23 protein-coding genes, 1 tRNA gene and 1 riboswitch are annotated in these 26,209 nt (G+C 54.0%); of the genes, 14 read left to right on the forward strand and 10 right to left on the reverse strand.

Annotated elements, in window-relative coordinates; all coding sequences use genetic code 11:
• Positions 1-3 precede the first annotated feature (3 nt).
• Entirely contained in the window at positions 4-1,023 is a 1,020-nt protein-coding gene (gene ansA / locus DDT56_RS22000) for an asparaginase (RefSeq protein ID WP_136168519.1), read from the reverse strand.
• 73 nt (positions 1,024-1,096) lie between these two features.
• Positions 1,097-2,953 carry a signal peptide peptidase SppA gene (gene sppA, locus DDT56_RS22005; protein ID WP_136168520.1) on the reverse strand — a complete coding sequence of 619 codons (1,857 nt, stop codon included), beginning with the start codon at positions 2,951-2,953 and terminating at the stop codon, positions 1,097-1,099.
• 183 nt (positions 2,954-3,136) lie between these two features.
• On the opposite strand from sppA, the gene DDT56_RS22010 reads away from it, so the two are divergent.
• The 3 genes from DDT56_RS22010 (at position 3,137) to DDT56_RS22020 (ending at position 5,988) form a co-directional block, all read left to right on the forward strand.
• Positions 3,137-3,688 carry an NAD(P)H nitroreductase gene (locus DDT56_RS22010; RefSeq protein WP_136168521.1) on the forward strand — a complete coding sequence of 184 codons (552 nt, stop codon included), beginning with the start codon at positions 3,137-3,139 and terminating at the stop codon, positions 3,686-3,688.
• 93 nt (positions 3,689-3,781) lie between these two features.
• Positions 3,782-5,704 (forward strand): DNA topoisomerase III, encoded by a 1,923-nt coding sequence (locus tag DDT56_RS22015; RefSeq protein WP_136168522.1) that lies wholly within the window; start codon positions 3,782-3,784, stop codon positions 5,702-5,704.
• Positions 5,701-5,988 carry a DUF1496 domain-containing protein gene (locus DDT56_RS22020; protein WP_136168523.1) on the forward strand — a complete coding sequence of 96 codons (288 nt, stop codon included), beginning with the start codon at positions 5,701-5,703 and terminating at the stop codon, positions 5,986-5,988. Before DDT56_RS22015 ends, DDT56_RS22020 begins: the two co-directional genes overlap by 4 nt.
• A gap of 59 nt (positions 5,989-6,047) precedes the next feature.
• Here the strand turns inward: DDT56_RS22020 and xthA are convergent, their stop codons facing one another.
• Positions 6,048-6,854, reverse strand: a complete 807-nt coding sequence (xthA, locus tag DDT56_RS22025) for an exodeoxyribonuclease III (RefSeq protein WP_136168524.1) — start codon at positions 6,852-6,854, stop codon at positions 6,048-6,050.
• A 141-nt stretch (positions 6,855-6,995) separates the two neighbouring features.
• A riboswitch (glycine riboswitch) is annotated at positions 6,996-7,088 on the forward strand.
• Between the two features lie 118 nt (positions 7,089-7,206).
• Here xthA and DDT56_RS22030 point away from each other — a divergent pair.
• Positions 7,207-7,827 (forward strand): trimeric intracellular cation channel family protein, encoded by a 621-nt coding sequence (locus DDT56_RS22030; protein ID WP_136168525.1) that lies wholly within the window; start codon positions 7,207-7,209, stop codon positions 7,825-7,827.
• A gap of 93 nt (positions 7,828-7,920) precedes the next feature.
• Here DDT56_RS22030 and DDT56_RS22035 read toward each other — a convergent pair.
• From DDT56_RS22035 to DDT56_RS22045, 3 genes are all read right to left on the reverse strand, one after another.
• Positions 7,921-8,005 (reverse strand) — tRNA-Tyr (locus tag DDT56_RS22035).
• A gap of 156 nt (positions 8,006-8,161) precedes the next feature.
• Positions 8,162-9,010 (reverse strand): formyltetrahydrofolate deformylase, encoded by an 849-nt coding sequence (gene purU / locus DDT56_RS22040; protein WP_136168526.1) that lies wholly within the window; start codon positions 9,008-9,010, stop codon positions 8,162-8,164.
• A gap of 84 nt (positions 9,011-9,094) precedes the next feature.
• Positions 9,095-9,565, reverse strand: coding sequence for a YchJ family protein (locus DDT56_RS22045; RefSeq protein WP_136168527.1), 471 nt, complete (start codon positions 9,563-9,565; stop codon positions 9,095-9,097).
• A 135-nt stretch (positions 9,566-9,700) separates the two neighbouring features.
• Between DDT56_RS22045 and rssA the strand changes: the two genes are divergently transcribed.
• From rssA to galU, 3 genes are all read left to right on the forward strand, one after another.
• Positions 9,701-10,609: a patatin-like phospholipase RssA gene (rssA, locus tag DDT56_RS22050; protein ID WP_136168528.1), complete on the forward strand. Its 909-nt coding sequence runs from the start codon at positions 9,701-9,703 to the stop codon at positions 10,607-10,609.
• Positions 10,610-10,696: 87 nt separating this feature from the next.
• Positions 10,697-11,713, forward strand: a complete 1,017-nt coding sequence (rssB, locus tag DDT56_RS22055) for a two-component system response regulator RssB (protein ID WP_136168529.1) — start codon at positions 10,697-10,699, stop codon at positions 11,711-11,713.
• A 199-nt stretch (positions 11,714-11,912) separates the two neighbouring features.
• Complete coding sequence (gene galU, locus DDT56_RS22060) at positions 11,913-12,824, forward strand: UTP--glucose-1-phosphate uridylyltransferase GalU (protein WP_136168530.1); 912 nt, start codon at positions 11,913-11,915, stop codon at positions 12,822-12,824.
• A gap of 132 nt (positions 12,825-12,956) precedes the next feature.
• Here the strand turns inward: galU and hns are convergent, their stop codons facing one another.
• Positions 12,957-13,364 (reverse strand): histone-like nucleoid-structuring protein H-NS, encoded by a 408-nt coding sequence (gene hns / locus DDT56_RS22065; RefSeq protein WP_009112886.1) that lies wholly within the window; start codon positions 13,362-13,364, stop codon positions 12,957-12,959.
• Positions 13,365-13,757: 393 nt separating this feature from the next.
• On the opposite strand from hns, the gene DDT56_RS22070 reads away from it, so the two are divergent.
• A complete protein-coding gene (locus DDT56_RS22070; RefSeq protein WP_136168531.1) occupies positions 13,758-14,354 on the forward strand; it encodes a thymidine kinase in 597 nt (198 codons plus the stop codon).
• 361 nt (positions 14,355-14,715) lie between these two features.
• Here the strand turns inward: DDT56_RS22070 and adhE are convergent, their stop codons facing one another.
• Entirely contained in the window at positions 14,716-17,400 is a 2,685-nt protein-coding gene (gene adhE, locus DDT56_RS22075) for a bifunctional acetaldehyde-CoA/alcohol dehydrogenase (protein WP_136168532.1), read from the reverse strand.
• An 882-nt stretch (positions 17,401-18,282) separates the two neighbouring features.
• Here adhE and oppA point away from each other — a divergent pair.
• The 5 genes from oppA (at position 18,283) to oppF (ending at position 23,857) form a co-directional block, all read left to right on the forward strand.
• Positions 18,283-19,920: an oligopeptide ABC transporter substrate-binding protein OppA gene (gene oppA / locus DDT56_RS22080; protein WP_136168540.1), complete on the forward strand. Its 1,638-nt coding sequence runs from the start codon at positions 18,283-18,285 to the stop codon at positions 19,918-19,920.
• A gap of 65 nt (positions 19,921-19,985) precedes the next feature.
• On the forward strand, positions 19,986-20,906 hold the full coding sequence (gene oppB, locus DDT56_RS22085; protein ID WP_136168533.1) for an oligopeptide ABC transporter permease OppB: 921 nt from the start codon (positions 19,986-19,988) through the stop codon (positions 20,904-20,906).
• Between the two features lie 16 nt (positions 20,907-20,922).
• Positions 20,923-21,831 (forward strand): oligopeptide ABC transporter permease OppC, encoded by a 909-nt coding sequence (gene oppC, locus DDT56_RS22090; protein ID WP_136168534.1) that lies wholly within the window; start codon positions 20,923-20,925, stop codon positions 21,829-21,831.
• Between the two features lie 11 nt (positions 21,832-21,842).
• The gene (oppD, locus tag DDT56_RS22095; RefSeq protein ID WP_136168535.1) at positions 21,843-22,838 is read left to right on the forward strand and encodes an ABC transporter ATP-binding protein; all 996 of its coding nucleotides are present in this window, start codon (positions 21,843-21,845) and stop codon (positions 22,836-22,838) included.
• Positions 22,835-23,857: a murein tripeptide/oligopeptide ABC transporter ATP binding protein OppF gene (oppF, locus tag DDT56_RS22100; RefSeq protein ID WP_136168536.1), complete on the forward strand. Its 1,023-nt coding sequence runs from the start codon at positions 22,835-22,837 to the stop codon at positions 23,855-23,857. The genes oppD and oppF overlap by 4 nt, the downstream gene beginning before the upstream one ends.
• Positions 23,858-23,915: 58 nt before the next feature.
• On the opposite strand, the gene DDT56_RS22105 is transcribed toward oppF, so the two are convergent.
• Together DDT56_RS22105 and cls are read right to left on the reverse strand one after the other, a co-directional pair.
• Positions 23,916-24,239 carry an HI1450 family dsDNA-mimic protein gene (locus DDT56_RS22105; protein WP_136168537.1) on the reverse strand — a complete coding sequence of 108 codons (324 nt, stop codon included), beginning with the start codon at positions 24,237-24,239 and terminating at the stop codon, positions 23,916-23,918.
• A 55-nt stretch (positions 24,240-24,294) separates the two neighbouring features.
• Positions 24,295-25,755, reverse strand: coding sequence for a cardiolipin synthase (cls, locus tag DDT56_RS22110; protein ID WP_136168538.1), 1,461 nt, complete (start codon positions 25,753-25,755; stop codon positions 24,295-24,297).
• 194 nt (positions 25,756-25,949) lie between these two features.
• Between cls and DDT56_RS22115 the strand changes: the two genes are divergently transcribed.
• Positions 25,950-26,126: a YciY family protein gene (locus DDT56_RS22115; RefSeq protein ID WP_136168539.1), complete on the forward strand. Its 177-nt coding sequence runs from the start codon at positions 25,950-25,952 to the stop codon at positions 26,124-26,126.
• Positions 26,127-26,209 lie beyond the last annotated feature (83 nt).

A 26,209-nucleotide genomic window follows, 5' to 3' on the forward strand; every position in this document is an offset into this window, starting at 1 on the left:
GATTTAATCTTGATCGCTCAGTTCGCCGCGCAGATTTTGCTGCATCAGCCGCCGAATTTGCTCAGGCCCGAGATCCGGCCGGCTGAGCAGATAGTGCAGTTTCGTCAACGCGGCTTCGACGGTCATATCAAAACCGCTGATCACGCCGGCCTGCGCCAGCGCATTGCCCGTGGCGTAGCCGCCCATATTAACCCGCCCGGAGAAGCACTGCGTCAGGTTAACCACCACGATGCCGCGTTCCGCCGCTTGACGCAACTCATTCAGCAAACCGGGGCTTTGCGGCGCGTTGCCCACGCCGTAAGAGCGCAGTATCAGCGCTTTTACCGGCTGGCGCAGAAAGTTGCTCACCACATCCGCCGAGATACCCGGATAAATGGTAATCACCCCGATAGGCTGGGGCGTAATGGGGTGAACGCGCAACGGAGGACAGTTCACGTCTGACGCCATCGGCGCCAGCCGGCGGATATGGATACCGGCTTCCAGCAGCGGCGGATAATTAGGCGAGGCGAACGCATCAAACCCGTCTGCATGGGCCTTGGTGGTGCGATTGCCGCGCCACAGTTTGTTATTGAAAAACAGGGCGACCTCATTAACCGGGTGATTGGCGGCAATATACAGCGCATTCAGCAGGTTGGTTTGCCCGTCGGAACGCAATTCCGCCAGCGGAATCTGTGACCCTGTCACTATCACCGGCCTGGAGAGATTCTGCAACATGAAAGAGAGCGCCGATGCGGTAAACGCCATGGTGTCGGTGCCGTGCAAAATAACAAAGCCGTCGTAGTCATCATAATGTTGCTGAATATCGTTGGCGATGGTTTGCCAGTCCGCCGGCGTGGTATCGGAGGAATCAATCAGTGGCTGATATTCATGAATAGTAAACGCCGGCATTTCGGCACGATGAAATTCCGGCATTTGCGCCAGCTGCCGCTGTAAATAGCCGGAGACGGGAATATAGCCGTTGGCGGAACGCTGCATGCCGATGGTGCCGCCGGTATAGGCGACGTAAATGGATTTTTTGCGCATAGATGAAAGACGATGATGACCAAAGAGAGAAAGCGGCATAGCCATAAAAATGGCTATGCCGGACCGAACGGATTTACCGCACCTGCACTTCGCCGCAGGTGAGGCAAAGCGCGTAACGATGCTGCGGGTCGTTAAGGTTATGCATAATGGAAGGCTGTGCTTGAACCACTTCGGCCAGCTGCGCCGCCGGGGCGGGCAGCAGCGACTGAACGGCGCTGGGCAGCCAGGCATAAACCGAGGCGTTAATCTGGTTCAGCATGGCGTCAAACAGGCTTGGCTGTTCGGCAAACCAGCTAAGCTGGTATTGACCCAGTTTCGCCAGTTCGGCGGCTTTTTTCACCGCATCATCGAAATCGCCTAACTGGTCCACCAGGCCATTCTCTTTGGCGTCGCTGCCGATCCACACGTGTCCCTGGGCAATCCTATCGATCTGCTCCGGCGTTTTCTTACGGGCCTGAGCGACGATATCGATAAAATTCTTATACCCGCGCTCAATGCTTAACTGAACCAGCTGGCTGAATTCGGGCGGCAGCGATTTGGTGATCGACAGATCGGCCAGCGGCGAAGTCGCCACGCCGTCGGTGTGCACGCCGATGCTTTCCAGCGAGTTTTCAACGGTGTTGATGACGCCGAAAATGCCGATAGAACCGGTGAGGGTGCTTGGGCTGGCGATAATGGCGTTTGCCGGCGTTGAAATCCAGTAGCCGCCCGATGCCGCCATACCGCCCATGGACACCACCACCGGTTTGCCGGCCAGGCGTACCGCCATCAGCTCCGAGCGGATCATTTCCGATGCCGTCACGCTGCCGCCGGGGCTATTGACGCGCAGCACGACCGCCTTGACTTTGGGATCGAGACGCGCGGCGCGGATCTGGGCTGCCGTGGTATCGCCGCCCACCATTCCCGGCGTTTCCGGGCCGTCGATAATGGCGCCATTGGCAAAAATCACCGCTATCTGATTATTGTTCTGCACCGCCGGCTTGGGCGCATAGTCGTAAATGCTGATGAAATTGAAGTTGTTGGTTTTGTTATTCCAGCCGAACGCTTTTACCAGCGTTTGCTCGATAACGGAACGGGAAGTCACTTCGTCCACCAGTTTATTCTGCAAGGCATAGCGGGCGGTGTCGCCTTGCACCGCCTGTAACGCGGAGAGAATGCCGACGGCGCCGGGGAACAGCTGCTGCGGGGTTATCTGCCGGTTAGCGGCGACGGTGTTCAGATAGTGCTGCCAGAGGGTATTAATCCAGCGGCCGTCCGCTTCTCTGGCCTCCGGGGACATATCATCGCGCAGGTAGGGTTCAACCGCCGATTTATAGGTGCCGACGCGGAATATATTGGTGCTGACTTTCAGCTTGTCCAGCAGGGATTTGAAGTAGAGATTGTTGGTGGCGAAACCGTGCAGGTCCACGCTGCCCTGCGGGGTCAGCGCCACCGTATTGGCGAAGCTGGCCAGATAATATTGCGCCTGATTATAGCTGTCGCCCACGGCGTAGATGGGTTTGCCGCCGTCGCGGAATTCCCGCAGGGCTTTGCCGATGTACTGCAGCGATGGCTGATCCGCGCCGGTAAAGTCGCTCAGATCCAACACGATGCCGGTAATATTATCATCGTTTTTCGCCTGCCGAATGCTGTCGACAATATCAAACAGGGAGTTTTCCTGGCGGCGGTTGCTGGATGCGCCGAAAAATTCACGCCCCAGCTGGCGCAGCTTATTATTCATGCTGGGCTGATCGACCACCACGCCGGTGAGGTCGATCAGCAATGCGCCGCGTGCGGTTTCCGCCGGCGTGCTGTTGAATTGCGTATAGATCCCGACTCCGATAAGAATGAGCGCGATAAGAAAAATATTGAGAATAAATTCTCTGATAAAATTAAGCAGACGCCATGTCCACTTAAAAAAACCGCTAAAAATTCGCCACAATGTGCGCATAACATCTCCGAGAACGGGAAAACAGCTTAATATCCTAAAGAGCGGACGGTGAAAAGTCAGCATTAAATAGTGCCCGCAGGGCACCGGTATGGGGCTATCTTGTAACAAAACTTCTACTTGTGCTACCGTGGCGCGCAATATCGCTCTATCACAGAAACCAGATTGTAATACAGGAGATGTGCGATGGATGCTCTCGAACTGTTACTTAATCGTCGTTCGGCTTCCCGCCTGACCACGCCCGCACCTTCAGGCGCGGCGCTGAACAATATTATCCACGCCGGTATGCGCGCTCCCGATCACGGAACCTTGCAGCCCTGGCGCTTCTTTGTGATTGAAAACGAAGGGCTGGCGCGTTTTAGCGCGCTGTTGAGCGACGCGGCGCAGCAGGCGGGTATGGATGAAGCCGGGATAGAAAAAGCCAGGCTGGCGCCGTTCCGCGCGCCGCTGATTATTACCGTGGTGGCGCACTGCGCGGAAAATCCCAAAGTTCCGCGCTGGGAGCAGGTGGTTTCCGCCGGCTGCGCGGTGCAGGCGATGCAAATGGCCGCGCTGGCGCAGGGGTTCAACGGGATCTGGCGCAGCGGCGCCTGGACGCATCATCCGTTGGTGCGCGAGGCTTTTCATTGCCGTGAGCAGGACGACATCGTCGGCTTCCTCTATCTGGGGACGCCGCAGCTAAAGGCATCGACCAAGGTGACGCCGCTTGATAGTGAAAAATTCGTCCGTTATTTCTGATAAACGCGCATTGAAAGGTCTTCGCGCCTCGTTGCCGCTTCCCGGTTTTGCACAACGGCGGTTGAAAACAGTCTTTCAGCGTAATGGTGCGTAATGCGACTTTTTATTGCCGAAAAGCCCAGCCTCGCGCGGGCGATTGCGGATGTGTTGCCTAAACCGCATCGACGCGGCGATGGTTTTATTGCCTGCGGTCAGGACGATGTCGTGACCTGGTGCATCGGGCACCTGCTTGAGCAGGCGCAGCCCGACGTTTATGACGCGCGCTATGCGCGCTGGTCGTTGGCCGACTTACCCATTATCCCCCAGAAGTGGCTGCTGCAGCCCCGTGCGGCGGTGAGCAAACAGCTTAACGCCATCAAAAAATTACTGCAGGAAGCCGATGAAATCATTCACGCGGGCGACCCCGATCGTGAAGGACAATTGCTGGTCGACGAGGTGCTGGAATATCTCTCGCTACCGCAAGAAAAGCGTCATCAGGTGCGCCGCTGCCTGATTAACGACCTGAATCCCCAGGCGGTTGAACGGGCGGTGGCCAGACTGCGCGAGAACCGGGAATTCATCCCGCTGTGCGTTTCCGCGCTGGCCCGTTCCCGCGCCGACTGGCTGTATGGCATCAATATGACCCGGGCCTATACGCTGCTGGGACGTAATGCCGGCTATGACGGCGTGCTGTCGGTGGGCCGGGTGCAAACGCCGGTGCTGGGGCTGGTGGTTCGTCGGGATGAAGAGATCGAAAACTTCGTGCCGAAAGATTATTTCGAAGTTAAAGCTCATATCATCACCCCCGCCGGCGAACGCTTTGTCGCGCTCTGGCAGCCGAGCGAATCCTGCGAGCCTTATCAGGATGAGGAAGGGCGCTTATTGCATCGCTCCCTGGCGGAGCACGTGGTCAAGCGCATTGACGGCCAGCCCGCATGGGTGACCGGCTACAATGATAAACGCGAGTCGGAAACGGCGCCGCTGCCTTATTCGCTGTCGACGCTGCAGATTGAAGCCGCCAAACGCTTCGGACTCAGCGCCCAGCAGGTGCTGGATATTTGCCAGAAGCTGTATGAAACCCACAAGCTGATTACCTACCCGCGTTCCGATAGCCGCTACCTGCCGGAAGAGCATTTTGCCGGGCGCCATGCGGTGCTGAACGCCATTTCGGTGCATCAGCCGGATTTATTACCGCAGCCGGTAATGGATATCGACAAACGCAACCGCTGCTGGGATGACGGTAAAGTGGATGCCCACCATGCGATTATCCCCACGGCCCGCAGTTCTCATACCGCATTGTCGGATAACGAGCGCAACGTTTACGGACTGGTCGCCCGTCAGTACATCATGCAGTTTTGTCCGGACGCCGTGTTCCGTAAATGCGTTATCGATCTGGATATCGCCGGCGGGAAATTCGTCGCCAAAGCCCGCTTTCTGGCGGAAGCCGGCTGGCGCACGCTGCTGGGGGGCAAGGAGCGCGATGAAGAGAATGAGGGCACGCCGCTGCCGGTGGTCGCCAAAGGCGATGAACTGCTGTGCGAACGCGGTGAAGTGGTGGAACGGCAAACTCAGCCTCCGCGGCCGTTTACCGACGCCACCCTGCTGTCGGCGATGACGGGCATCGCGCGATTTGTGCAGGATAAAGCGCTCAAGAAAATCCTGCGCGCTACCGATGGTTTAGGTACCGAGGCGACGCGCGCGGGCATTATCGAACTGCTGTTCAAGCGTACGTTTCTGTTCAAGAAGGGGCGTTATATCCATGCCAGCGAGGCGGGGCGGGCATTAATCCACTCTCTGCCGGACAGCGCCGCGCATCCGGATATGACGGCGCACTGGGAAGCGACGCTGACGCAAATCAGCGAAAAACAGTGCCGCTATCAGGATTTTATGCAGCCGCTGACTCAGACGTTGCAGGAGTTGATTCATCAGGCCAGAGCAGGCCGGGCCGTGAGCGCGTTCAAGGGCATCACGGCTCCCCCGGTGAGCGGTAAAAAGCGGCGCAAGCCGCAACGCAAAGAGAAGGAGCAGAGTCAATGAGATGGTTAGCTGGCTGGTTTATCGTCGCCGTGCTGGCGCTGCCGTCGGCGGCGCAGGCGAATCGCGGCGGAACGGAGGTTGTGGTGCCGGTTCCCGCCGAAGCGTGGGGCGCGGGCACCGCCGCGCGGGAGCGGAATAATAATTGTATGCGCTGTTGCGTTTACGAGAACCGCAACTATACGGAAGGCGCGGTGTTGAAAGTGGACGGGGTGATCCTGCAGTGCGTGCGGGATAAACAGACGCTGGGGACCAATAATCTGATTTGGCAGCCGATCAAACCGTAGCGGCAATGCTTAAACACCGCCGGGTAAGCGCGGTCGCGCCGCGCCACCGCGTCGTTATATTACACCGCGAACTCGGCCCATATCGGCGCATGGTCGGACGGCTTTTCCATCGCCCGGATATCATAGTCGATGCCGGTATCGGTACAGCGTTCAGCCAGCGGCCGGCTGGCCAGTATCAAATCGATGCGCAGCCCCCGGTTGGTATCGAAACCGGCGGAACGATAGTCAAACCATGAAAAACGGTCGTTACAGTGCGGATTGGCGGCGCGGAACGTATCGACGAGCCCCCAGCCTTGTAACCGGGCCAGCCATTCGCGTTCTTCCGGCAAGAAGGAGCATTTCCCGGTGCGCAGCCAGCGCTTGCGATTGTCTTCGCCGATGCCGATATCAAGATCGGTGGGGCTGATATTGAGATCGCCCATAATGATTAAGGGGTGAGCGGCGAGATGGTGCTGCTCGATATAGTTTTGAAGATCCTGATAAAAGCGTGTCTTGGCAGGAAATTTAATCGGATGATCGCGGCTTTCCCCCTGCGGAAAATAACCGTTTACCACGGTAAGCGTTCCCTGTTCGGTAGCAAAATCCGCCATAATGATGCGGCGCTGGGCGTCTTCCTCATCCGTTGGAAAACCGCGGCGCACGGCAATAGGCGGGGTCTTGCACAAAAGCGCGACGCCATAGTGGCCTTTTTGTCCGTGATAAAAAACGTGATAGCCATGCCGGCTCACTTCGTCCAGGGGAAACATATCGTCATGGACTTTGGTTTCCTGCAGGCCGATCACATCGGGCCGGTGCTGTTCGATAATGGCGGCCAACTGATGCGGACGCGCTCTTAGTCCATTGATATTAAAAGAAACAACCTTCATATTCGCTGCCGTTCAATGAAAATGTTTCCCGATGGTAACAGAAATTCAGGCCGTGAGTCACCGCCGGCGTGGGGAGTCGCTCAACGGGTAAACAAGATTCGGCCGCGGCGGATTGAACCGGGAAGGCGGAGCCCGTATACTCCGCAATTCGCAGGAGAGAGAGCCTCGCCATCGAGGCTCCGCCGAAGGCGCAAACTCCCATAATCGCTCAGGCCGCCATACTGCGAATTCCATTTCAGCCAACTGGAGAGAGGTTGTTGCGACAACCCACCGAAGGGGCAAGCGGCGAACGCCGCGTAAACTCTCAGGTAAAACGGACAGAGGGAGGGGCACATTTCACAGGAAATATTGTGTGCTGACTTACATCTATCTGATCGCCATCACCGCTGAAGGCATGTCTGGCGCGCTGGCCGCCGGGCGTCGCAATATGGATATTTTCGGCGTCGGCATGATTGCGTTTATCACCGCGCTGGGCGGCGGCACGGTGCGCGACATTCTTCTTGGCAACTATCCCATCGGCTGGACGCAACACCCCGGCTATATCTATCTCACCATCGGCGCCGGCCTCTTCACCATTATCATTGCGCGCGTTATGCATCATTTGCATCGCCTGTTTCTGGTGCTGGACGCCATGGGGCTGATCGCCTTTACCATTATCGGCTGCAATGTCGCGCTGGCGCTGAATTATTCCCTGACGGTGGTGATTATGGCCGGGATTGTGACGGGGATTTTCGGCGGCATTCTGCGCGATATCTTTTGTAACCGCACTCCGATGGTATTAAAGAAAGAGCTCTATGCCAGCGTTTCGTTGCTGGTCGCGCTGCTGTATCTGGGGTTGAAGTCGCTCAATGTGAATCATGATATCAACCTGCTGGTTTCTTTCGCCATTGGCTTGTCGCTGCGTCTGGCGGCGATCCGCTGGTCGTGGCAGTTGCCGGTTTTTTCTTACGGACCGGGGAGTTGGAAGAGTTAATCTCACGCCCGAACCTTGGTCGAAGGTTCTCACCTTCCCCTACGGGAATCTGAAAGCTGAGTGCTGGAATTTAATTCAGGGAAGTCTTAGAAGTGGTGGTGGGGGAAGGATTCGAACCTTCGAAGTCTGTGACGGCAGATTTACAGTCTGCTCCCTTTGGCCGCTCGGGAACCCCACCACTGGCCTTACTGCAAGATGCTTTCGTTTCAAGCGGGGCGCATCATATCAAATGACGCGCCGCTGTAAAGCCTGATATATCAAAAATAAACTTGGTTGCCGATTTTTTATTCCATTCGGTGCGTTCTGGCGGATAAAACGATGTCCGATCGGCAAATTAAAGAATAATGGTGCGATTCCCGTAGACAAAAACACGCTGCGCCAGCACCCGGTAAAGCGCGCGGCTTAATACGTTTTTCTCGACGTCGCGTCCGGCTCGCATCATATCATCGGCCGTGTAGGTATGGTCGACGTGAATAACGTCCTGCATGATGATCGGGCCTTCATCCAGGCTGTCGTTCACGTAGTGCGCCGTGGCGCCGATGATTTTCACGCCGCGCTCATAGGCCTGATGATAGGGCCGGGCGCCGATAAAGGCCGGCAGGAATGAGTGGTGGATGTTGATGACCTGATTGGGATAATGCTGCACAAACGCCGGGGTCAACACCCGCATGTATTTCGCCAGCACCACGTAATCCGGCTGATACTGGTCAATCTGCGCGATCATCTGCTGATCGTGCTCTTCCCGGGTAAGCCCCTCATGGCTGACCAGATGGAACGGGATCTCAAACCGCTCAACCAGGGTGCGTAATGTTTCATGGTTGCCGATAACCGCGGCGATTTCGACATCCAGTCCGCCGTAGACGCTTTTCATTAACAAATCGCCCAGACAGTGGGCTTCCTTGGTCACCAGAATGACGATCCGGCGGTTGCCGGCGCTGGTCAGTTCACGAACCGAGCCTTCGGGAAGCGCGCCGTCCAGATCGGCCAGCAGGGTGGTATCGTTGAAAATACCTTCCAGTTCGGTGCGCATGAAAAAACGCCCGGTGCGGTGATCCACATACTCGTTGTTTTGCACGATATTGAGTTCGTGCTTGTAACAGATATTGGTGATTTTTGCGATAAGCCCTTTAGCGTCCGGGCAAATGGTGCGTAAAACTTTTCTTTGTATATTCTGGGGTTGCATGAGCGCGTGGATCCTGTCCAAAACTAAAATAACGACCGTATGTTAATGCAGTGCCGGAATTCACTGCGGGTTAATCTCTGTTTCTTACTGTCCGCAACACTTTTTGTATTTTTTGCCGGAACCGCACGGACAGTGCTCGTTTCTGCCGGTTTGCAGATGAACGCCGTCCATATAGTACCAGCGATTATGATGGCGAAGGAAGCGTGAGCGCTCCCGCATGATTAATCCCGTCTGTTGTTGGTCCGCGGCGGACGAATAACGGGCGGCGAATTCGACATAACCTTCATCCGGCGTGTCGCCGGCGGAGGTTGCCAATATGCTAAGTCCCAGCCAGCGAGTATCCTGACAGCTTTCGGCAATGGCGGCGCGCCATTTTTCCGGCTGCAGTTCGGGATGCCAGGTCGCTATCAGGTAGTCCACATCCCGTCTGACATAGGCCGTATAGCGGGAGCGCATCAAGGTAACGGGATCGGCGGGCTGAGCGGCATGGCTGAGGTATGGCTGGCAGCACGATCGATATGGCGACCCGCTGCCGCAGGGGCAAGATTCCGGCACAGCATCTCCTGAAGAAAACTTAATTATAAAAAACGTGATAAATAATAGTGGGATCCCTATTCAGGATGCCGATATGTTACCTAATAAGCTCAGGATGTAGCAATGTGCGCTAGAATGAAAACACATGAGGCAACCATGCGACAGATAAAAGTTGGTCTGGCATTAAGCTCCGGGGCCGCCAGAGGATGGGCTCACATTGGTGTGATCAAGGCACTTACGGAGCTGGGAATTGAAGTTGATGTGGTAGCCGGCTGTTCCGTCGGCGCCTTGGTCGGCGCCGCTTATGCGACGCACCGACTGGATGCCATGGAGCGCTGGGTCAGCGCATTTGGCTATTGGGATGTTATCCGCCTGATGGATCTCTCCTGGCAGCGCGGCGGTCTGTTGCGCGGCGACAGGGTGTTTAATAATGTAAAACATCTGTTACATACGCAACGGATTGAGGATTGTGATATTAAGTATGGCGCCGTGGCGACCAATCTGAGCACCGGGCGGGAGCTCTGGATGACGAAGGGGGATTTGCATCAATCAATCAGAGCGTCTTGCAGCATACCCGGCCTGTTGTCTCCCGTTCGCTTTAACGGCTATTGGCTGGTGGATGGCGCGGTGGTGAATCCGGTGCCGGTATCATTGACCAGGGCTATGGGGGCCGATGTTGTGATCGCCGTTGATTTGCAACAGGATGCCAGCCTTAATCATCACGATTTTCTATCGATTAAGCCGACGGCGTCGGAACCTGAAGTGGGGGTGGTTGCCAATAACTGGCGCGGTAAAATTCGTGAGCGTCTGTTGCGGGGACATCGCCAGCGCACCGTGGTCTCGCCGACGGCGATGGAAATCATGAGCACATCAATTCAGATTCTTGAAAACAGGCTGAAGATGACCCGGATGGCGGGCGACCCGCCCGATGTGATCATACAGCCTTATTGCCCGCAGATTGCCACTCTGGATTTTCATCGGGCGCAGGAAGCGATTGAGGCCGGTCGCCAGGCCGTGGAGAAGAAACGTGATGAATTGCTGCCTTTGGTCAACAAGTCGCACTGAATATCCTGCGCACACGGCGTCAGACGTTATGAGCGTAGGCGATAACGCAAGTCTGGATAACAAAGAGTTTGAAGTAAGGGGTAACTGATGGAACAACCGTTGGCGGGTAAACATATTTTGGTTATCGAGGATGAAGCCGTTTTCCGCTCGGTGCTTTCCGGTTATCTGACTTCGCTTGGCGCCGCCGTTTTGGAGGCTATCCATGGTCTGGAGGCGCTAAGCGTTTTAGAGCATCATCATCCTGATTTAATCATCTGCGATCTGAAAATGCCGACGATGGGCGGCATTGAGTTTCTCGAACATCTGCGTTTAAAAGATAACAATACCCCGATACTGGTGATATCCGCGACCAGCCAAATGGCGGATGTGGCAAAAGTTCTGCGGCTTGGCGTGCAGGATGTATTGCTGAAGCCCATTCGTGACTATGCTCGCTTGCGTGAGTCGGTTATGTCATGCCTGTATCCGGATATGTTTACGTCGCCGTCAAATGAGCTTGAGCAATTAATGCTGGATATGGATTCGCTTAATCAGTCGCCTGAAACCGTGGCAAAGCTGTTGGCGCAGTTGCAGCCGCCGGTGCAGCAAACGCTTGCGCGTTGCCGAATAAATTACCGTCAGCTTACCGTTGCCGAACAGCCGGGACTGGTGCTGGATATTGCCGCGCTCTCTGAAGATGAGCTGGCGTTCTATTGCCTGGATGTTACCCAGGCGGTAAACAATAACGGCACGCTGGCCGCGCTATTGCTCCGCACGCTATTCAACGGGGTGCTTCAGGAGCATCTGGCAAATCAACAGCACCGTTTGCCTCATTTGCCGATTTTATTAAAACAGGTCAATCAACTGCTGCGCCAGGCAAGTCTGGAAGGACGTTTCCCCCTATTGGTTGGCTATTATCATCGGGAATTAAAACAGCTGATACTGATATCCGCCGGTTTAAATGCCACGCTGAACGTCAATGAGCGTCAGATCGCGCTGAATAGCGGCGTGCCATTGGGAACGCTTGATGAAGCCTACCTTAATCAGTTAAACCACCATTGCGATGCCTGGCAGTGTCAGATATGGGGAGGCGGAGGTCGTTTACGGCTAATGCTTGCTACAGAATAGTCTGATAGCTGGGACGATCACTCTCTTCAGGCGGCGTTCGGCTTCCGTTATTATTTTTTATTTTCTACTATGTAACCTGTTACCTTATTTTTATTGAACGCCACGGTGGGCAAGCGTGGCCCGGCTAAACTGGTATACTTATCCTGTTTAGGCCAGACAAATAAAGTTCATTATTTGAACGATATATAAGAGGTTGTTTATGTCTATTTTTAATAAAAAAGTAAAAAAAGCGGTTATCCCGGTAGCGGGGTTGGGAACGCGCATGTTGCCCGCCACCAAGGCTATTCCCAAAGAGATGCTGCCGTTGGTAGATAAACCGCTAATTCAATATGTTGTCAATGAGTGCATCGCTGCGGGAATCAATGAAATAATTCTGGTCACCCACTCATCCAAGAATTCAATTGAGAACCATTTTGATACCAGCTTTGAGCTGGAAGCCATGCTGGAAAAACGAGTTCAACGCCAACTGCTGGAAGAAGTTCAATCTATTTGTCCGAAGCACGTTACTATTATGCAGGTTCGCCAGGGGCTGGCTAAAGGATTAGGGCACGCCGTATTATGCGCGCATCCATTAGTGGGTGATGAACCTGTGGCGGTTATTTTGCCAGACGTGATTATTGATGAATATGCATCGGATCTGCAGAAAGATAATCTGAGCGAAATGTTGCAACGTTTTTCTGAAACGGGGCATAGCCAGATTATGGTTGAGCCGGTTGAGAATGTTAGCAGCTATGGCGTAGTAGACTGCAAAGGGGTGGAATTAAAACCCGGTGATAGTGCGCCAATGGTCGGCGTAGTAGAAAAGCCGAAGGCCTCTGAAGCGCCATCTAATTTAGCCGTTGTCGGCCGTTATGTTCTTTCGGCTGAAATTTGGTCCCTGTTGGAAAAAACACCGCCGGGAGCGGGTAATGAAATTCAGTTAACGGACTCCATCGCCATGTTAATGGAAAAAGAAACGGTGGAAGCGTATCACCTGAAAGGCGTTAGCCATGATTGCGGCAACAAACTCGGGTATATGCAGGCTTTCGTGGAATATGGCCTGCGCCATGATAGCCTGGGCGACGACCTCACCCAATGGCTGCGGGAAACGATTGAAGCGGAAGAGAAATAATATTCGGTAAAGACGGCTCTCTGCTTTATTAGAGGCGGAGAGCATAAAATTTCACCGCCATACTGTTTTTTCCACAAAAAACCCTTGATAAAGATCAAGGGTTTTTGGCGCTTTGTGTTATCCGAAAACGAATTAGAGCAGGAAATCGTCCAATGATTTACCTTGTTCTTCGATCGCTTTTTTGATTACCGCCGGAGTGCGGCCCTGGCCGGTCCAGGTTTTTACTTCGCCATTCTCATCGGTATATTGATATTTGGCGGGGCGGGCGGCACGCTTGCTTTTACCGGCGACTTTGACTGAGCCTAAAGATTGTAATAGCTCGTTAGGGTCAATACCGTCTGCAATCAACATATCACGATACTGCTGTAATTTACGTGCACGTTCTTCAACTTCTGCCTGAACCTGGCTTTCTTCTTCGCGGCGTTCATTTACCACGACTTCCAGTTTCTCCAGCATTTCTTCCAAAGTGTCCAGACTACATTCTCTTGCCTGGGCACGCAGAGTACGGATGTTGTTTAGAATCTTTAGTGCTTCGCTCATTGTGATAATCTCAAATTTATATTATTGGTGGCGTGTATGTAGTGTGATAATAGAGTGCTATTTTCTTTTCTGCAATAGTCAAATTTGTAAGTTTGTTAAAAATTGCCATTTTAAAACAGATATCACACACGGTGTTACAGGAATATAAAAACCCACACCGCGCTAAAAATACATTTAATCCGTCATTTTTTCAATGCCCATCTGCTCGATAAGATATTGCGCTGCGCTCTGCCTTATAAGGAATGTTTATATCATTTATCCCGCTGCGTCTATCAATTGCGCTAACCCGGCGAGCTTGCGTAAGTAATAGTCCGTTGCATGGGCCAACGCCGAGTTGTTACAATAAATTTTTAGCGCATGCATGATATAGCCTCTCTTTTGGAGCATCCGGGTATGGCTCAACTTTATTTTTATTATTCAGCAATGAATGCAGGGAAATCTACCGCGCTATTACAGTCGGCATATAACTATCAGGAACGAGGTATGCGGGCGCTGGTTTTCACCGCAGAAATAGATAACCGGGACGGGGTGGGGGTGGTAAGTTCGCGTATCGGCCTTTCTTCGCCGGCGCTATTGTTTAATCCGCGGACATCGCTATTTAACCTGCTGGCGAAAGAACACCGTAGCCAGCCGATTCATTGCGTATTAATTGATGAATGCCAGTTCTTGACGCGCGAACAGGTCAGCGAGCTTTCCGACGTGGTGGACCAATTGGATATCCCGGTATTGTGTTATGGCCTGCGCACGGATTTTCGCGCCGAGCTGTTTTCTGGCAGCCACTACTTATTAGCCTGGGCGGATAAGCTGATTGAACTCAAAACGATTTGCCACTGCGGCCGTAAAGCGAACCGCGTATTACGGCTCGACGCGCAGGGAAATCCTCTTGATGAAGGGGAACAGGTGGTTATCGGCGGTAATGAAAGCTATGTTTCCGTTTGCCGCAAGCATTATAAGATTGCGTTGGGACTGATCAGAGGTGAAATCAAATAGGGAAAGCGATAAGACTCTCAGCCATTTCTCCCGCAATAAAGCCCGACAGCAAGACTCTCGGGCTATTTTGTGTGAACCGGAAGGGTGAGTCGCCTCTTGGGAAAGATCCCGGCAGACGGGCGCTGAGGCGCCAGGAGACGAGATTGAAAGCGGCTATGGGCGTAAAAAAACCCTGGCGGTATAACCGTCAGGGTATCGGAGCGTTGACAAAGTAGCCATGCGCAATAGCGAAATCCAAATCCGTTATTCCTGCAGGTCCCGCCTTCGCTAGCAGGAATCTTCCTGATATCAACGTCCTACCTGAAAGTAGATCCCCGCATGCGCGGGGATGACGATGATGGTAAGGATTATTGGCAATGGGTCAGCCAGTCACTTTCCTGGCTTGCTTCGCCGCTTTTGCTGCGGGTGCGGCAGCGACTTCGGCAGTCTCTTTGGTATGTTCCGAGAACTTGCGTCCGTAATAGGTATCCAGAAGAATCTGTTTCAGCTCTGAAATCAGCGGATAGCGCGGGTTGGCGCCGGTACACTGGTCGTCGAAGGCGTCTTCGGACAATTTGTCCACTTTCGCCAGGAAATCGGCTTCCTGTACGCCGGCTTCACGGATAGACGTCGGAATACCCAGGTCCGCCTTGATTTCTTCCAGCCACTTCAGCAATTTCTCGATCTTCTGCGCGGTGCGGTCGCCTGGCGCCGACAGGCCCAGATGGTCGGCGATTTCGGCATAGCGACGGCGCGCCTGCGGACGGTCATACTGACTGAAGGTGGTTTGCTTGGTTGGATTGTCGTTGGCGTTATAGCGGATAACGTTGGCAATCAACATGGCGTTGGCCAGACCGTGCGGGATGTGGAATTCCGAGCCCAGTTTATGCGCCATGGAGTGACAGACGCCCAGGAAAGCGTTGGCAAACGCGATACCGGCAATGGTCGCGGCGTTGTGTACGCGTTCACGCGCGACGGGATTCCTGGCGCCCTCATGATAGCTGGCCGGCAGGTTTTCTTTCAGCAGTTTCAGCGCCTGCAGGGCCTGACCGTCCGAATATTCATTCGCCAGTACGGAAACATAGGCTTCCAGCGCGTGGGTGACGGCATCCAGCCCGCCGAACGCACACAGCGATTTCGGCATATTCATCACCAGGTTGGCGTCGACAATCGCCATATCCGGGGTTAATGCGTAGTCGGCCAATGGATATTTCTGACCTGTCGCATCGTCGGTCACCACGGCGAACGGCGTTACTTCGGAGCCGGTGCCGGAGGTGGTGGTAACGGCGATCATCTTGGCTTTCACGCCCATTTTCGGGAACTTGTAGATACGCTTGCGGATGTCCATAAAGCGTAAGGCCAGCTCTTCAAAATGCGTATCGGGGTGTTCGTACATCACCCACATGATTTTCGCCGCATCCATCGGGGAACCGCCGCCCAGCGCAATGATGACGTCCGGTTTAAAGGAGTTCATCTGTTCCGCGCCCTTGCGCACGATGCTCAGGGTGGGGTCCGCTTCAACTTCGAAGAATATTTCGGTTTCCAGCCCCTGACGTTTCAGTACGTCGTTGATCTGGTCGACATAGCCGTTATTGAACAGGAAACGGTCAGTTACGATAAAGGCGCGTTTCGCACCGTCTGAAGCGACCTCTTCCAGCGCGATCGGCAATGAGCCGCGACGGAAATAGATTGATTTGGGAAGTTTATGCCACAACATGTTTTCTGCTCGCTTAGCTACCGTTTTCTTGTTGATCAGGTGCTTTGGACCGACGTTTTCCGAGATGGAGTTGCCACCCCAGGAACCGCAGCCCAGCGTCAGGGAAGGGGCGAGCTTAAAGTTATACAGATCGCCGATCCCGCCTTGTGAAGCCGGGGTGTTGATCAGAATACGGGCGGTTTTCATCATGTCGCCGAAGTGATTCACGCGATCTGTCTGGTTGTCCTGGTCGGTATACAGACAGGACGTGTGACCGATACCCCCCATCGCCACCAGTTTTTCCGCCTTGAGCACGGCATCGTTAAAGTCGGTGGCGCGATACATCGCCAGCGTCGGCGACAGCTTCTCATGAGCGAAGGGTTCGGTTTCGTCAACTTCCGTGACTTCGCCGATCAGCACCTTGGTGTTCGCCGGCACGGTAATACCCGCCAGTTCAGCGATTTTCGCCGCCGGCTGACCGACAATCGCCGCGTTCAACGCGCCGTTTTTCAGCAAAATACCTTGAACGGCCTGCAACTCTTTGCCTTTCAGCATGTAGGCGCCATGGGAGGCAAAGCGTTCACGGACGGCGTTATAAACGCTGTCTACCACGATCACGGATTGTTCCGAGGCGCAAATCACGCCGTTATCGAAGGTTTTCGACATAAGGATGGACGCAACGGCGCGCTTGATATCCGCGGTTTCGTCAATAACAACCGGCGTGTTGCCCGCGCCTACGCCGATGGCCGGTTTACCGGAGCTGTATGCGGCTTTGACCATGCCCGGTCCGCCCGTCGCCAGAATCAGGTTGATATCCGGATGGTGCATTAATTGGTTGGAGAGTTCGACGGAAGGCTGGTCGATCCAGCCGATGATATCTTTAGGCGCGCCGGCGGCGATAGCCGCCTGCAGCACGATATCCGCCGCTTTATTGGTGGCGTTTTTTGCCCGCGGATGCGGGGAAAAGATAATGCCGTTACGGGTTTTCAGACTGATCAGCGCTTTAAAAATCGCAGTGGATGTGGGGTTGGTGGTCGGAACGATACCGCAAATCAGCCCGATGGGCTCGGCAATGGTAATGGTGCCGAATGTGTCATCGGTGGAGAGGATGCCACAGGTTTTTTCATCCTGATAGGCGTTGTAAATGTATTCGGAAGCAAAGTGGTTTTTAATCACTTTATCTTCCACAATCCCCATCCCGGATTCGGCGACAGCCATCTTCGCCAAGGGGATCCGGGCATCGGAAGCAGCCAGTGCGGCTGCCCGGAAGATTCTGTCGACTTGTTCCTGAGTAAAATTGGCAAATTCATGCTGTGCCTTTTTTACTCTTGCGACCAGTGCGTTAAGTTCAGCAACATTGGTTACGGCCATAATGCTCTCCTGATAATGTTAAACTCTTTCAGTCAATGGTCTGCTCAGTAAAAAGTATAGATAGATAACGCGGGTCCTGTCCGGGCAACCACACTTGAGGTTCCATCAACACTCTTCTATATTCATTGACTCAAAGAGCTTGGTCACAGTTTGACAATAGACAAACCGCGGTGGCTTGTCGGTTTAACTGGATAAGTGACAGCATACCCGCCTTAGACTATTTTTTTTGTGATCTCCCTCTAGTTTTTCTTATGCTGACTCCTTTCAGCAAGGTGTTGTTGAGAGTAATTCTCATCTTTTTGCATAATTCGCACATCTCTCTCTCTTTAATTTTTTCATAAATAATACTTATGTCTTAGGGCGCATTTTCGTTGTGGCGTTATCTATTAATCGTGATCCGTATCCCTTTCTACCATGTCTGCTTATGTGTTATTTTGTGAAATTAATGACATTCATCACATTATGGGGTGGGGATGCGACGCTTGACGTTATTTTATGCACCAGTCGATCTGATGCGATTATCGTCGGATCGATTTTTATTAACATGTTGTTTTTAAGAATAATATTGATTCCCATACTAAAGCTCTTTAGATAATAACTTGTATTATCAAATAATTAGCAATGTTTCCTGTCAGTATTATTCAGTGACTTTTCTAACGGATATGAAACCGAATATCATGCATATTAAAAATATTGACGGTGTATGCTCTTATTAATTGCTTCAGGATACATTCGTTGGCAATGCTTATTAATAAATTTTTCTTATTTATCATGCGAGTGGGATGTAGGTTATAACAGCTCGCGTTTAAGGGTGCGCACGGGGTTAAGGTGTGGCTGTGAATAGCCGGATATATCGCGGTATAAAAACAGGGCGGATAAATGATGGAAAAGGACAAAATGAAAAAAAACGTTGTCGCCGGAATGATGGCGACGTTGGTTATGGCGTCATGTGCCAGTGGATGGGCGGCGGAGGTTCCTTCCGGGGTGGAACTGGCGAAAGAACAGACTCTGGTGCGTAACAACGGCGCCGAAGTGGCGTCGCTGGATCCCCACAAGATAGAAGGGGTGCCCGAGTCCAATGTGGCGCGCGATCTGTATGAAGGATTGGTGATTTCAGACGTCAACGGACATCCGATTCCCGGCGTGGCCGCAAGCTGGGACAGCAAGGATTTTAAAGTCTGGACCTTTCATCTGCGCAAGGACGCGCGCTGGTCGAATGGCGAGCCGGTCACCGCGCAGGACTTCGTCTATAGCTGGCGGCGCCTGGCCGATCCGCAAACCGCGTCCCCTTACGCCAGCTACCTGCAATACGGCCATCTGCTGAATATCGACGACATCATCTCCGGCAAGCAGAGCCCGGAAACCCTGGGGGTAAAAGCGCTGGACGACTATACCCTGGAAGTGACGCTCAGCGAGGCGGTTCCCTATTTTTACAAACTGCCTATTTATGTCGCGCTGTCGCCGATAAACAAAACCACGGTGGAGACGTTCGGTGAAAAGTGGACGCAGCCGCAGAACTGGGTGGGGAACGGCGCCTATCAGCTGAAAGAGTGGGTGGTGAATGAAAAAATCGTGCTGGCGCGCAATCCGCAGTACTGGGATAACGCCCGTACCGTGATTAACCAGGTTACCTATTTGCCAATCGCTTCGGAAGTCACCGACGTTAACCGCTATCGCAGCGGTGAAATCGATATGACTTATAACTACCTGCCGATAGAACTGTTCCAGAAGTTAAAGAAAGAGATCCCGCAGGAAGTGAAGGTCAACCCCTATCTGTGCACTTACTACTATGAAATCAACAACCAGAAGGCGCCGTTTAACGACGTGCGGGTAAGAACCGCGCTGCGTCTGGGGCTGAGCCAGGATATTTTAACCAATAAGGTCAAAAGTCAGGGGGATATTTCCGCTTATGGTTTTGTGCCGCCCTATATAGACGGCATCATCTCCGTGCGGCCGGAGTGGGTCGGCTGGCCGCAGGAGAAGCGCAATCAGGAAGCGAGAAAACTGCTGGCGGAGGCGGGGTATAGCGCGGAGAAACCGCTGACCTTTAGTTTGTTGTATAACTCGTCCGACTTGCATAAAAAGCTGGCGATAGCCGCGGCCTCCATCTGGAAACAGAATATCGGCGTAAATGTAAAACTGGAAAATCAGGAGTGGAAAACCTTCCTGGATAGTCGTCACCAGGGTTCTTTTGATCTTGCGCGTGCTGGCTGGTGCGCCGATTACAATGAACCTTCCACCTTTTTCAACAGCATGCTGTCCGACAGCAGCAGTAATACCTCCCATTATAAGAGCGGCGATTTTGACGCGCTGATAGCCAGGTCGCTGCGGGTGAAGACGGAAGAAGAACGCGCCGCCGTTTATCAACAGGCCGAAGCGCTGCTGGATAAAGACGCGGTTATCGTTCCGGTTTACTATTACGCCAATACCCGGTTGGTGAAGCCGTATGTCGGCGGTTTAACCGGTAAAGATCCGATGGATAATATCTACGTAAAAGATCTTTATATTATTAAGCACTGATAATACAGCGGGTGGCGCGGCATGAGCCGCCCGCTTTTATTTGGCAGGTTTTATAGGTGCGGGCAATGTTAAAATTTATTTTTCGCCGCTGTCTGGAAGCGATTCCGACGCTGTTTATTCTGATCACCATATCATTTTTTATGATGCGCCTGGCGCCGGGCAGTCCTTTTACCGGCGAGCGCAATCTGCCTCCCGAAGTGATGGCCAATATCGAAGCCAAATATCATCTTAACGATCCGGTGATATTGCAATACGGCAACTATTTGTTGCAGTTGGCGCAGGGGGATTTCGGCCCGTCATTTAAATACAAAGACTATTCGGTCAATGATTTGGTGGCGGCGTCGTTTCCGGTTTCCGCCAAGCTGGGCGCCGCGGCGTTTTTGCTGGCGGTGGTTTTCGGCGTCGGCGCCGGGGTGATTGCCGCATTGAATCAAAACAGTAAATGGGACTATACGGTAATGGGGTTTGCCATGACCGGCGTGGTGATCCCCAGTTTTGTGGTGGCGCCGCTACTGGTGCTGATCTTCGCCATTACGCTGCGCTGGCTGCCGGGGGGCGGCTGGAATGGCGGACAGGCCAGATATATGATTTTGCCGATGGTGGCGTTGTCGCTCTCTTATATCGCCAGTATCGCGCGCATTACCCGCGGCTCGATGATTGAGGTGCTGCATTCCAATTTTATTCGCACCGCGCGCGCCAAGGGGTTGCCGCTGCGGCGCATTATTCTGCGCCATGCCTTAAAACCCGCCATGCTGCCGGTGCTCTCTTATATGGGGCCGGCGTTTGTCGGCATTATTACCGGTTCAATGGTTATCGAAACGATTTTTGGTTTACCGGGCATCGGGCAGCTTTTTGTTAATGGGGCGCTGAATCGCGATTATTCGTTGGTGCTCAGCCTGACGATTTTAGTTGGCGGATTAACGATTTTATTTAACGCGATAATTGACGTGTTATACGCCGTTATCGATCCGAAAATTCGCTACTGATCAACCGGGGGACGCTATGTTTTGGCATCGAAGAGATATTGAGGCCCTGGATAATTTCAGCGAGCAGATGGAAATCGAAGGTCGCAGCCTATGGCAGGATGCCCGTCAGCGCTTTATCCACAATCGCGCCGCCCTGGCCAGCCTGATTGTGCTGGGGCTGATTACGCTGTTTGTCATCGCGGCGCCGTTATTGTCGCCGTTCAATTATGCGGATACGGATTGGGGCATGATGTCGGCGCCGCCGGATATGACGTCCGGGCACTATTTCGGCACCGACTCATCAGGACGCGATCTGCTGGTTCGCGTGGCCATCGGCGGGCGGATTTCGCTGATGGTGGGGGTGGCGGCCGCGCTGGTCGCCGTCAGCGTCGGCACCTTATACGGGGCGCTGTCCGGCTATCTTGGCGGCAAAACGGACTCGGTGATGATGCGTTTGCTTGAGATCCTCAACTCGTTTCCGTTTATGTTTTTCGTTATTTTGCTGGTGACCTTTTTCGGGCAGAACATGCTGCTGATCTTTGTGGCGATCGGCATGGTCTCCTGGCTGGATATGGCGCGTATCGTGCGCGGACAGACGCTCAGCCTGAAGCGCAAGGAGTTTATCGAAGCGGCGATAGTGTCCGGCGTATCGACGCGCGGCATTGTCTTGCGCCACATCGTACCGAACGTGCTGGGGGTGGTGGTGGTGTACGCCTCATTGCTGGTGCCGAGCATGATCCTGTTTGAATCGTTTCTGAGCTTTCTGGGGCTGGGCACCCAGGAGCCGTTAAGCAGCTGGGGCGCGCTGTTGAATGACGGCGCCAATTCCATGGAGGTTTCTCCCTGGCTGCTGTTTTATCCCGCCGCGTTTCTGGTGGTGACGCTGTTTTGTTTTAATTTTATCGGCGACGGCCTGCGTGATGCCCTCGATCCGAAAGATCGCTGAGGAGTGGCCTGATGAACGGGATTGATTCAATAGCAGAGCGCGAAGCGCTGCTGAAGGTGCGGAATTTGCGGGTGACCTTCCGCACGCAGGATGGCGAGGTCACCGCGGTCAACGATCTTGATTTTACCCTCAACGCCGGCGAGACGCTGGGTATCGTCGGCGAATCCGGTTCGGGAAAATCGCAAACCGCCTTTGCGCTGATGGGGCTGCTGGCGCAAAACGGCCATATTAGCGGTTCGGCGCGTTTTCATGGCCGCGAGATCCTTAATTTGCCCGAGCGTCAGCTGAATAAGCTGCGCGCGGAAGAGATCGCCATGATATTTCAGGATCCGATGACGTCGCTCAATCCCTATATGCGGGTCGGCGAGCAGCTGATGGAAGTGCTGATGCTGCATAAGCGACTGAGCAAAAGCGAAGCCTTCGACCAATCGGTCAGCATGCTGGATGCGGTAAAAATGCCGGAAGCGCGCAAACGCATGAAAATGTATCCGCATGAATTTTCCGGCGGCATGCGTCAGCGGGTGATGATCGCCATGGCGCTGCTGTGCCGCCCCAAACTGCTGATTGCCGATGAGCCGACGACGGCGCTGGACGTGACGGTACAGGCGCAGATTATGACGTTATTGGCTGAGCTGAAACGCGAATTCAACACCGCCATTATTATGATCACCCACGATTTGGGGGTGGTGGCGGGTATTTGCGACAAGGTGCTGGTGATGTACGCCGGGCGCACCATGGAGTATGGCTCCGCGCGCGAGGTCTTTTATCATCCCAGCCACCCTTATTCCGTCGGGTTGCTGCATGCCGTTCCCCGCCTGGACGCCGAGGATGAGTCGCTGGCGACCATTCCGGGCAATCCGCCGAATCTGCTGCGCCTGCCGCCAGGCTGCCCGTTTCGGCCGCGCTGTCCTTATGCGATGGACGTATGCCATAAAACGCCCGCGCTGGAGTCTTTTGATAACGGCCGCCTGCGCGCCTGTTTCAGAACGGTCGAGGAGGGGCTATGAATAAGGCGCAGGAAAAGGTGGTATTGCTGGAAGTGGACGATCTGAAGGTGCATTTTGAGGTCCGCGATGATAAACAGTGGTTCTGGCAGCCGCCTAAGACGCTGAAAGCGGTGGATGGCGTGACCTTCCGTTTATATGAGGGGGAAACGCTGGGCGTGGTGGGCGAATCCGGCTGCGGCAAATCCACGCTGGCGCGCGCCATTATCGGTCTGGTAAAGGCCAGCGCCGGGCGCATCAGCTGGCTGGGGAAAGATATGCTGGGAATGAGCGAGGCGCAGTGGCGCGCGGCGCGCGGCGATATTCAGATGATTTTTCAGGATCCGCTGGCGTCGTTGAATCCGCGCATGACCATCGGTGAAATCATCGCCGAACCGCTAAAAACCTATAACCCCGGACTGTCGCGCCAGGCGGTGAAGGAGCGCGTCAAGGAGATGATGCTGAAGGTGGGTTTGTTGCCCAATCTGATTAATCGCTATCCCCATGAGTTTTCCGGCGGACAGTGTCAGCGCATCGGCATCGCCCGGGCATTGATACTGGAGCCGCGGCTGGTGATCTGCGACGAGCCGGTTTCGGCGCTGGACGTCTCCATACAGGCGCAGGTGGTAAACCTGCTGCGCCAGTTGCAGCGTGAAATGCGGCTGTCGCTGATTTTTATCGCCCATGATTTATCGGTGGTAAAACATATTTCCGATCGGGTGCTGGTGATGTATCTGGGGCATGCGGTGGAGCTGGGGACTTACGATCGGGTTTATCGCCATCCGCAGCACCCTTACACCCGGGCATTGATGTCGGCGGTACCCATTCCGGACCCCGATAAAGAGAGAAATAAGCGCGTACAGATACTGGAGGGGGAGCTGCCTTCGCCCATCGACCCGCCGTCGGGATGCGTGTTCTGCACGCGCTGCCCGATTGTCGGACCGGAGTGCGTCAAAACCCGGCCGCTGCTGGAGGGCAGTTTTACGCATGCGGTGTCCTGCCTGAAGGTTGATCCGCAGTCGCTGCTGCCGGCGAAGGCGTGATCGCCGTCTCCGTCGCGCAGGGGAAGGTATGGCGAGGCGGGGCAAAAGAGGAGGCGGCTTATTCTTTCCACAGAATGTGGCAAAGCTTATGGTCTTTTTCCCGGCAGATTAAGACGCGGGCAAAAATATCGGTAATATCCTCGCCGTCCTGCTCCGCCAGCCCGATCACCACTTCCGCGAAGAAATCCGGGTTGAGGTCGAAATCCACGTGCTCTGACCAGTCTTCGGCAGGATCGAATAGCTCGGCGCCGCCGCGCTCCTCGAACTGGAGGTTAAACAGCAGAATATCCGCGGGATCGAGGTTATCGGCGGCCAGCTCGAGAAAGATATCGTAGGCCTGTTCCAGCGCTTCGTCTTCGGTCAGGCGGTTATTCAAATCCATATCAAATGTCCTGTTAATAGATAATGGCGCTATTAGAACACGAGGAACCACGCATTTATAGCAAGGGGCTGAAAAAGTAAAACAGCCGCTCCACCAGCCGCTGCCAGTATGGCCGGTTTTGCCACTGCGTCGGGTCCAGCAGCGTCGAGCGGGCGATATAATCCTCTTGCACGCAGGAAAGGTCGCTGCCGAAACCGGCGTCGTCAATCACGATGGTAATTTCAAAGTTCAGCCACAGACTGCGCATATCGAGGTTGACGGTGCCCACCAGGCTTAATTGCCCATCCACCAGCACGCTCTTGGTGTGCAGCAGCCCGTCTTTAAACTGATAGATTTTTACCCCCGCCTCCAGCAGCTCGGCAAAGAACGCCCGGCTTGCCCACCCCACCAGCACCGAATCGTTTTTATACGGCACGATAATACTGACATCCACGCCGCGCTGCGCGGCGGTGCAGATGGCGTGCAGCAGGTCGTCGCTGGGCACGAAATAGGGAGTGGTCATAATCAACTGTTTACGCGCGGAGTAAACCGAGGTTAACAGCGCCTGGTGGATCATCTCTTCCGGATAGCCCGGTCCGGAGGCGATAACCTGAATGGTGTGCCCGGTTTCCTGTTCAAACGGCATCATATTGACGTCGGGGGCGGGCGGCAATAGCCGCTGACCGGTTTCCATTTCCCAATCGCAGCAATAAATAATTCCCAGCGTCGTCGCCGCCGGACCTTCGATGCGCGCCATCAGGTCAACCCATTGACCGACGCCCGCGTCCTGCTTGAAATAGCGGGGATCAACCATATTCATACTGCCGGTATAGGCGATGCGATTGTCGATCAGGATAATTTTACGATGCTGACGTAAATCCATCCGTCGTAAAAAGGCGCGGAATAAATTCACTTTTAACGCTTCGACCACTTCAATGCCGGCGGTGCGCATCAGTTCCGGGTAGTGGTTGCGGAAAAACTTAACGCTGCCGGCGGAGTCGAGCAATATACGGCAGTTCACCCCGCGCCGGGCGGCCGCAATCAGCGACGACATCACCTGATCGACAAGCCCGCCGGATTGCCAGATATAAAACACCATCTCGATATTGTTATGGGCCAGTTCAATATCACGGATCAGGGCTTTAATGGTGTCGTCAAAGGTGGTCAGCAGTTGCAGCTGGTTGCCTTTTACGCCGCCCACGCCCTGACGGCGTTCGCACAGTTGAAATAGCGCGCTGGCGACCTCGCTGTTTTCCGTGGCGAAAATACGCCGGTACTCCTTTAGCTCACGCAGCCATTTCGCCGTTGACGGCCACATTTTACTGGCCCGTTCCGCCCGGCGTTTGCCAAGATGTAATTCACCGAAGGAGAGATAAGCGAAAATACCGACAAGTGGCAAGATGTAGATAACCAGTAACCAGGCCATGGCTGAGGGCACAGTCCGACGTTTCATCAGAATTCGCAGCGTAACGCCTGCGATCATCAACCAGTAACTGAAAACAAGTAACCAACTGATTACGGCATAAAATGTTGTCATAAACGCGGCACGGGTCCCTGTTGTAAATCATTGCCAAAGTGTACGCATAGTTTGCTTAAAGGGGAAACGCCTTTGCGCCGAATCAGCGCGCGCAATGACGCTTTTCCGCCGGTACGGAAAGGTAAACACTGCTTGGATCGCGGTATGAAGGGGGTATAATATGCGCCGCGAGTTATCGATAGAAGAGTCATGCCATGAAACGCAGCCGGAATGAAGTCAGCCGCTGGCGGATGTTGCGTCAGGTTCAGCGTCGAAGAAGCCGCTGGCTGGAAGCGCAATCGCGCACTTACCGCCATATTCACTACGCCCGCTATTTGCAACAAAAGCATCAACGGCGCGCGCTGTTATTTGCGGTAGCCTACGAGTGGTAACCTGCTGAAAAAGAGCGGTCGTCCTGATACGACCGCTCAGACTGATGACAAAGTCCTGGCCTCTCAGCCAGGACTTTGATCTA

The sequence above is a fragment of the Brenneria corticis genome (assembly GCF_003115855.1).
GTDB classification, from domain to species: Bacteria; Pseudomonadota; Gammaproteobacteria; order Enterobacterales; family Enterobacteriaceae; genus Brenneria; species Brenneria corticis.

Bases quoted from the DNA above. Each gene is read 5' to 3' on its own strand.
- galU (WP_136168530.1), top strand. From the start codon at position 11,913: ATGTCTATTTTTAATAAAAAAGTAAAAAAAGCGGTTATCCCGGTAGCG.
- cls (WP_136168538.1), bottom strand. From the start codon at position 25,755: ATGACAACATTTTATGCCGTAATCAGTTGGTTACTTGTTTTCAGTTAC.
- rssA (WP_136168528.1), top strand. From the start codon at position 9,701: ATGCGACAGATAAAAGTTGGTCTGGCATTAAGCTCCGGGGCCGCCAGA.
- sppA (WP_136168520.1), bottom strand. From the start codon at position 2,953: ATGCGCACATTGTGGCGAATTTTTAGCGGTTTTTTTAAGTGGACATGG.
- oppD (WP_136168535.1), top strand. From the start codon at position 21,843: ATGAACGGGATTGATTCAATAGCAGAGCGCGAAGCGCTGCTGAAGGTG.
- hns (WP_009112886.1), bottom strand. From the start codon at position 13,364: ATGAGCGAAGCACTAAAGATTCTAAACAACATCCGTACTCTGCGTGCC.
- rssB (WP_136168529.1), top strand. From the start codon at position 10,697: ATGGAACAACCGTTGGCGGGTAAACATATTTTGGTTATCGAGGATGAA.
- ansA (WP_136168519.1), bottom strand. From the start codon at position 1,023: ATGCGCAAAAAATCCATTTACGTCGCCTATACCGGCGGCACCATCGGC.
- DDT56_RS22105 (WP_136168537.1), bottom strand. From the start codon at position 24,239: ATGGATTTGAATAACCGCCTGACCGAAGACGAAGCGCTGGAACAGGCC.
- oppC (WP_136168534.1), top strand. From the start codon at position 20,923: ATGTTTTGGCATCGAAGAGATATTGAGGCCCTGGATAATTTCAGCGAG.
- oppB (WP_136168533.1), top strand. From the start codon at position 19,986: ATGTTAAAATTTATTTTTCGCCGCTGTCTGGAAGCGATTCCGACGCTG.
- DDT56_RS22015 (WP_136168522.1), top strand. From the start codon at position 3,782: ATGCGACTTTTTATTGCCGAAAAGCCCAGCCTCGCGCGGGCGATTGCG.
- purU (WP_136168526.1), bottom strand. From the start codon at position 9,010: ATGCAACCCCAGAATATACAAAGAAAAGTTTTACGCACCATTTGCCCG.
- DDT56_RS22115 (WP_136168539.1), top strand. From the start codon at position 25,950: ATGAAACGCAGCCGGAATGAAGTCAGCCGCTGGCGGATGTTGCGTCAG.
- DDT56_RS22070 (WP_136168531.1), top strand. From the start codon at position 13,758: ATGGCTCAACTTTATTTTTATTATTCAGCAATGAATGCAGGGAAATCT.
- xthA (WP_136168524.1), bottom strand. From the start codon at position 6,854: ATGAAGGTTGTTTCTTTTAATATCAATGGACTAAGAGCGCGTCCGCAT.
- DDT56_RS22010 (WP_136168521.1), top strand. From the start codon at position 3,137: ATGGATGCTCTCGAACTGTTACTTAATCGTCGTTCGGCTTCCCGCCTG.
- DDT56_RS22020 (WP_136168523.1), top strand. From the start codon at position 5,701: ATGAGATGGTTAGCTGGCTGGTTTATCGTCGCCGTGCTGGCGCTGCCG.
- oppF (WP_136168536.1), top strand. From the start codon at position 22,835: ATGAATAAGGCGCAGGAAAAGGTGGTATTGCTGGAAGTGGACGATCTG.
- adhE (WP_136168532.1), bottom strand. From the start codon at position 17,400: ATGGCCGTAACCAATGTTGCTGAACTTAACGCACTGGTCGCAAGAGTA.
- oppA (WP_136168540.1), top strand. From the start codon at position 18,283: ATGGAAAAGGACAAAATGAAAAAAAACGTTGTCGCCGGAATGATGGCG.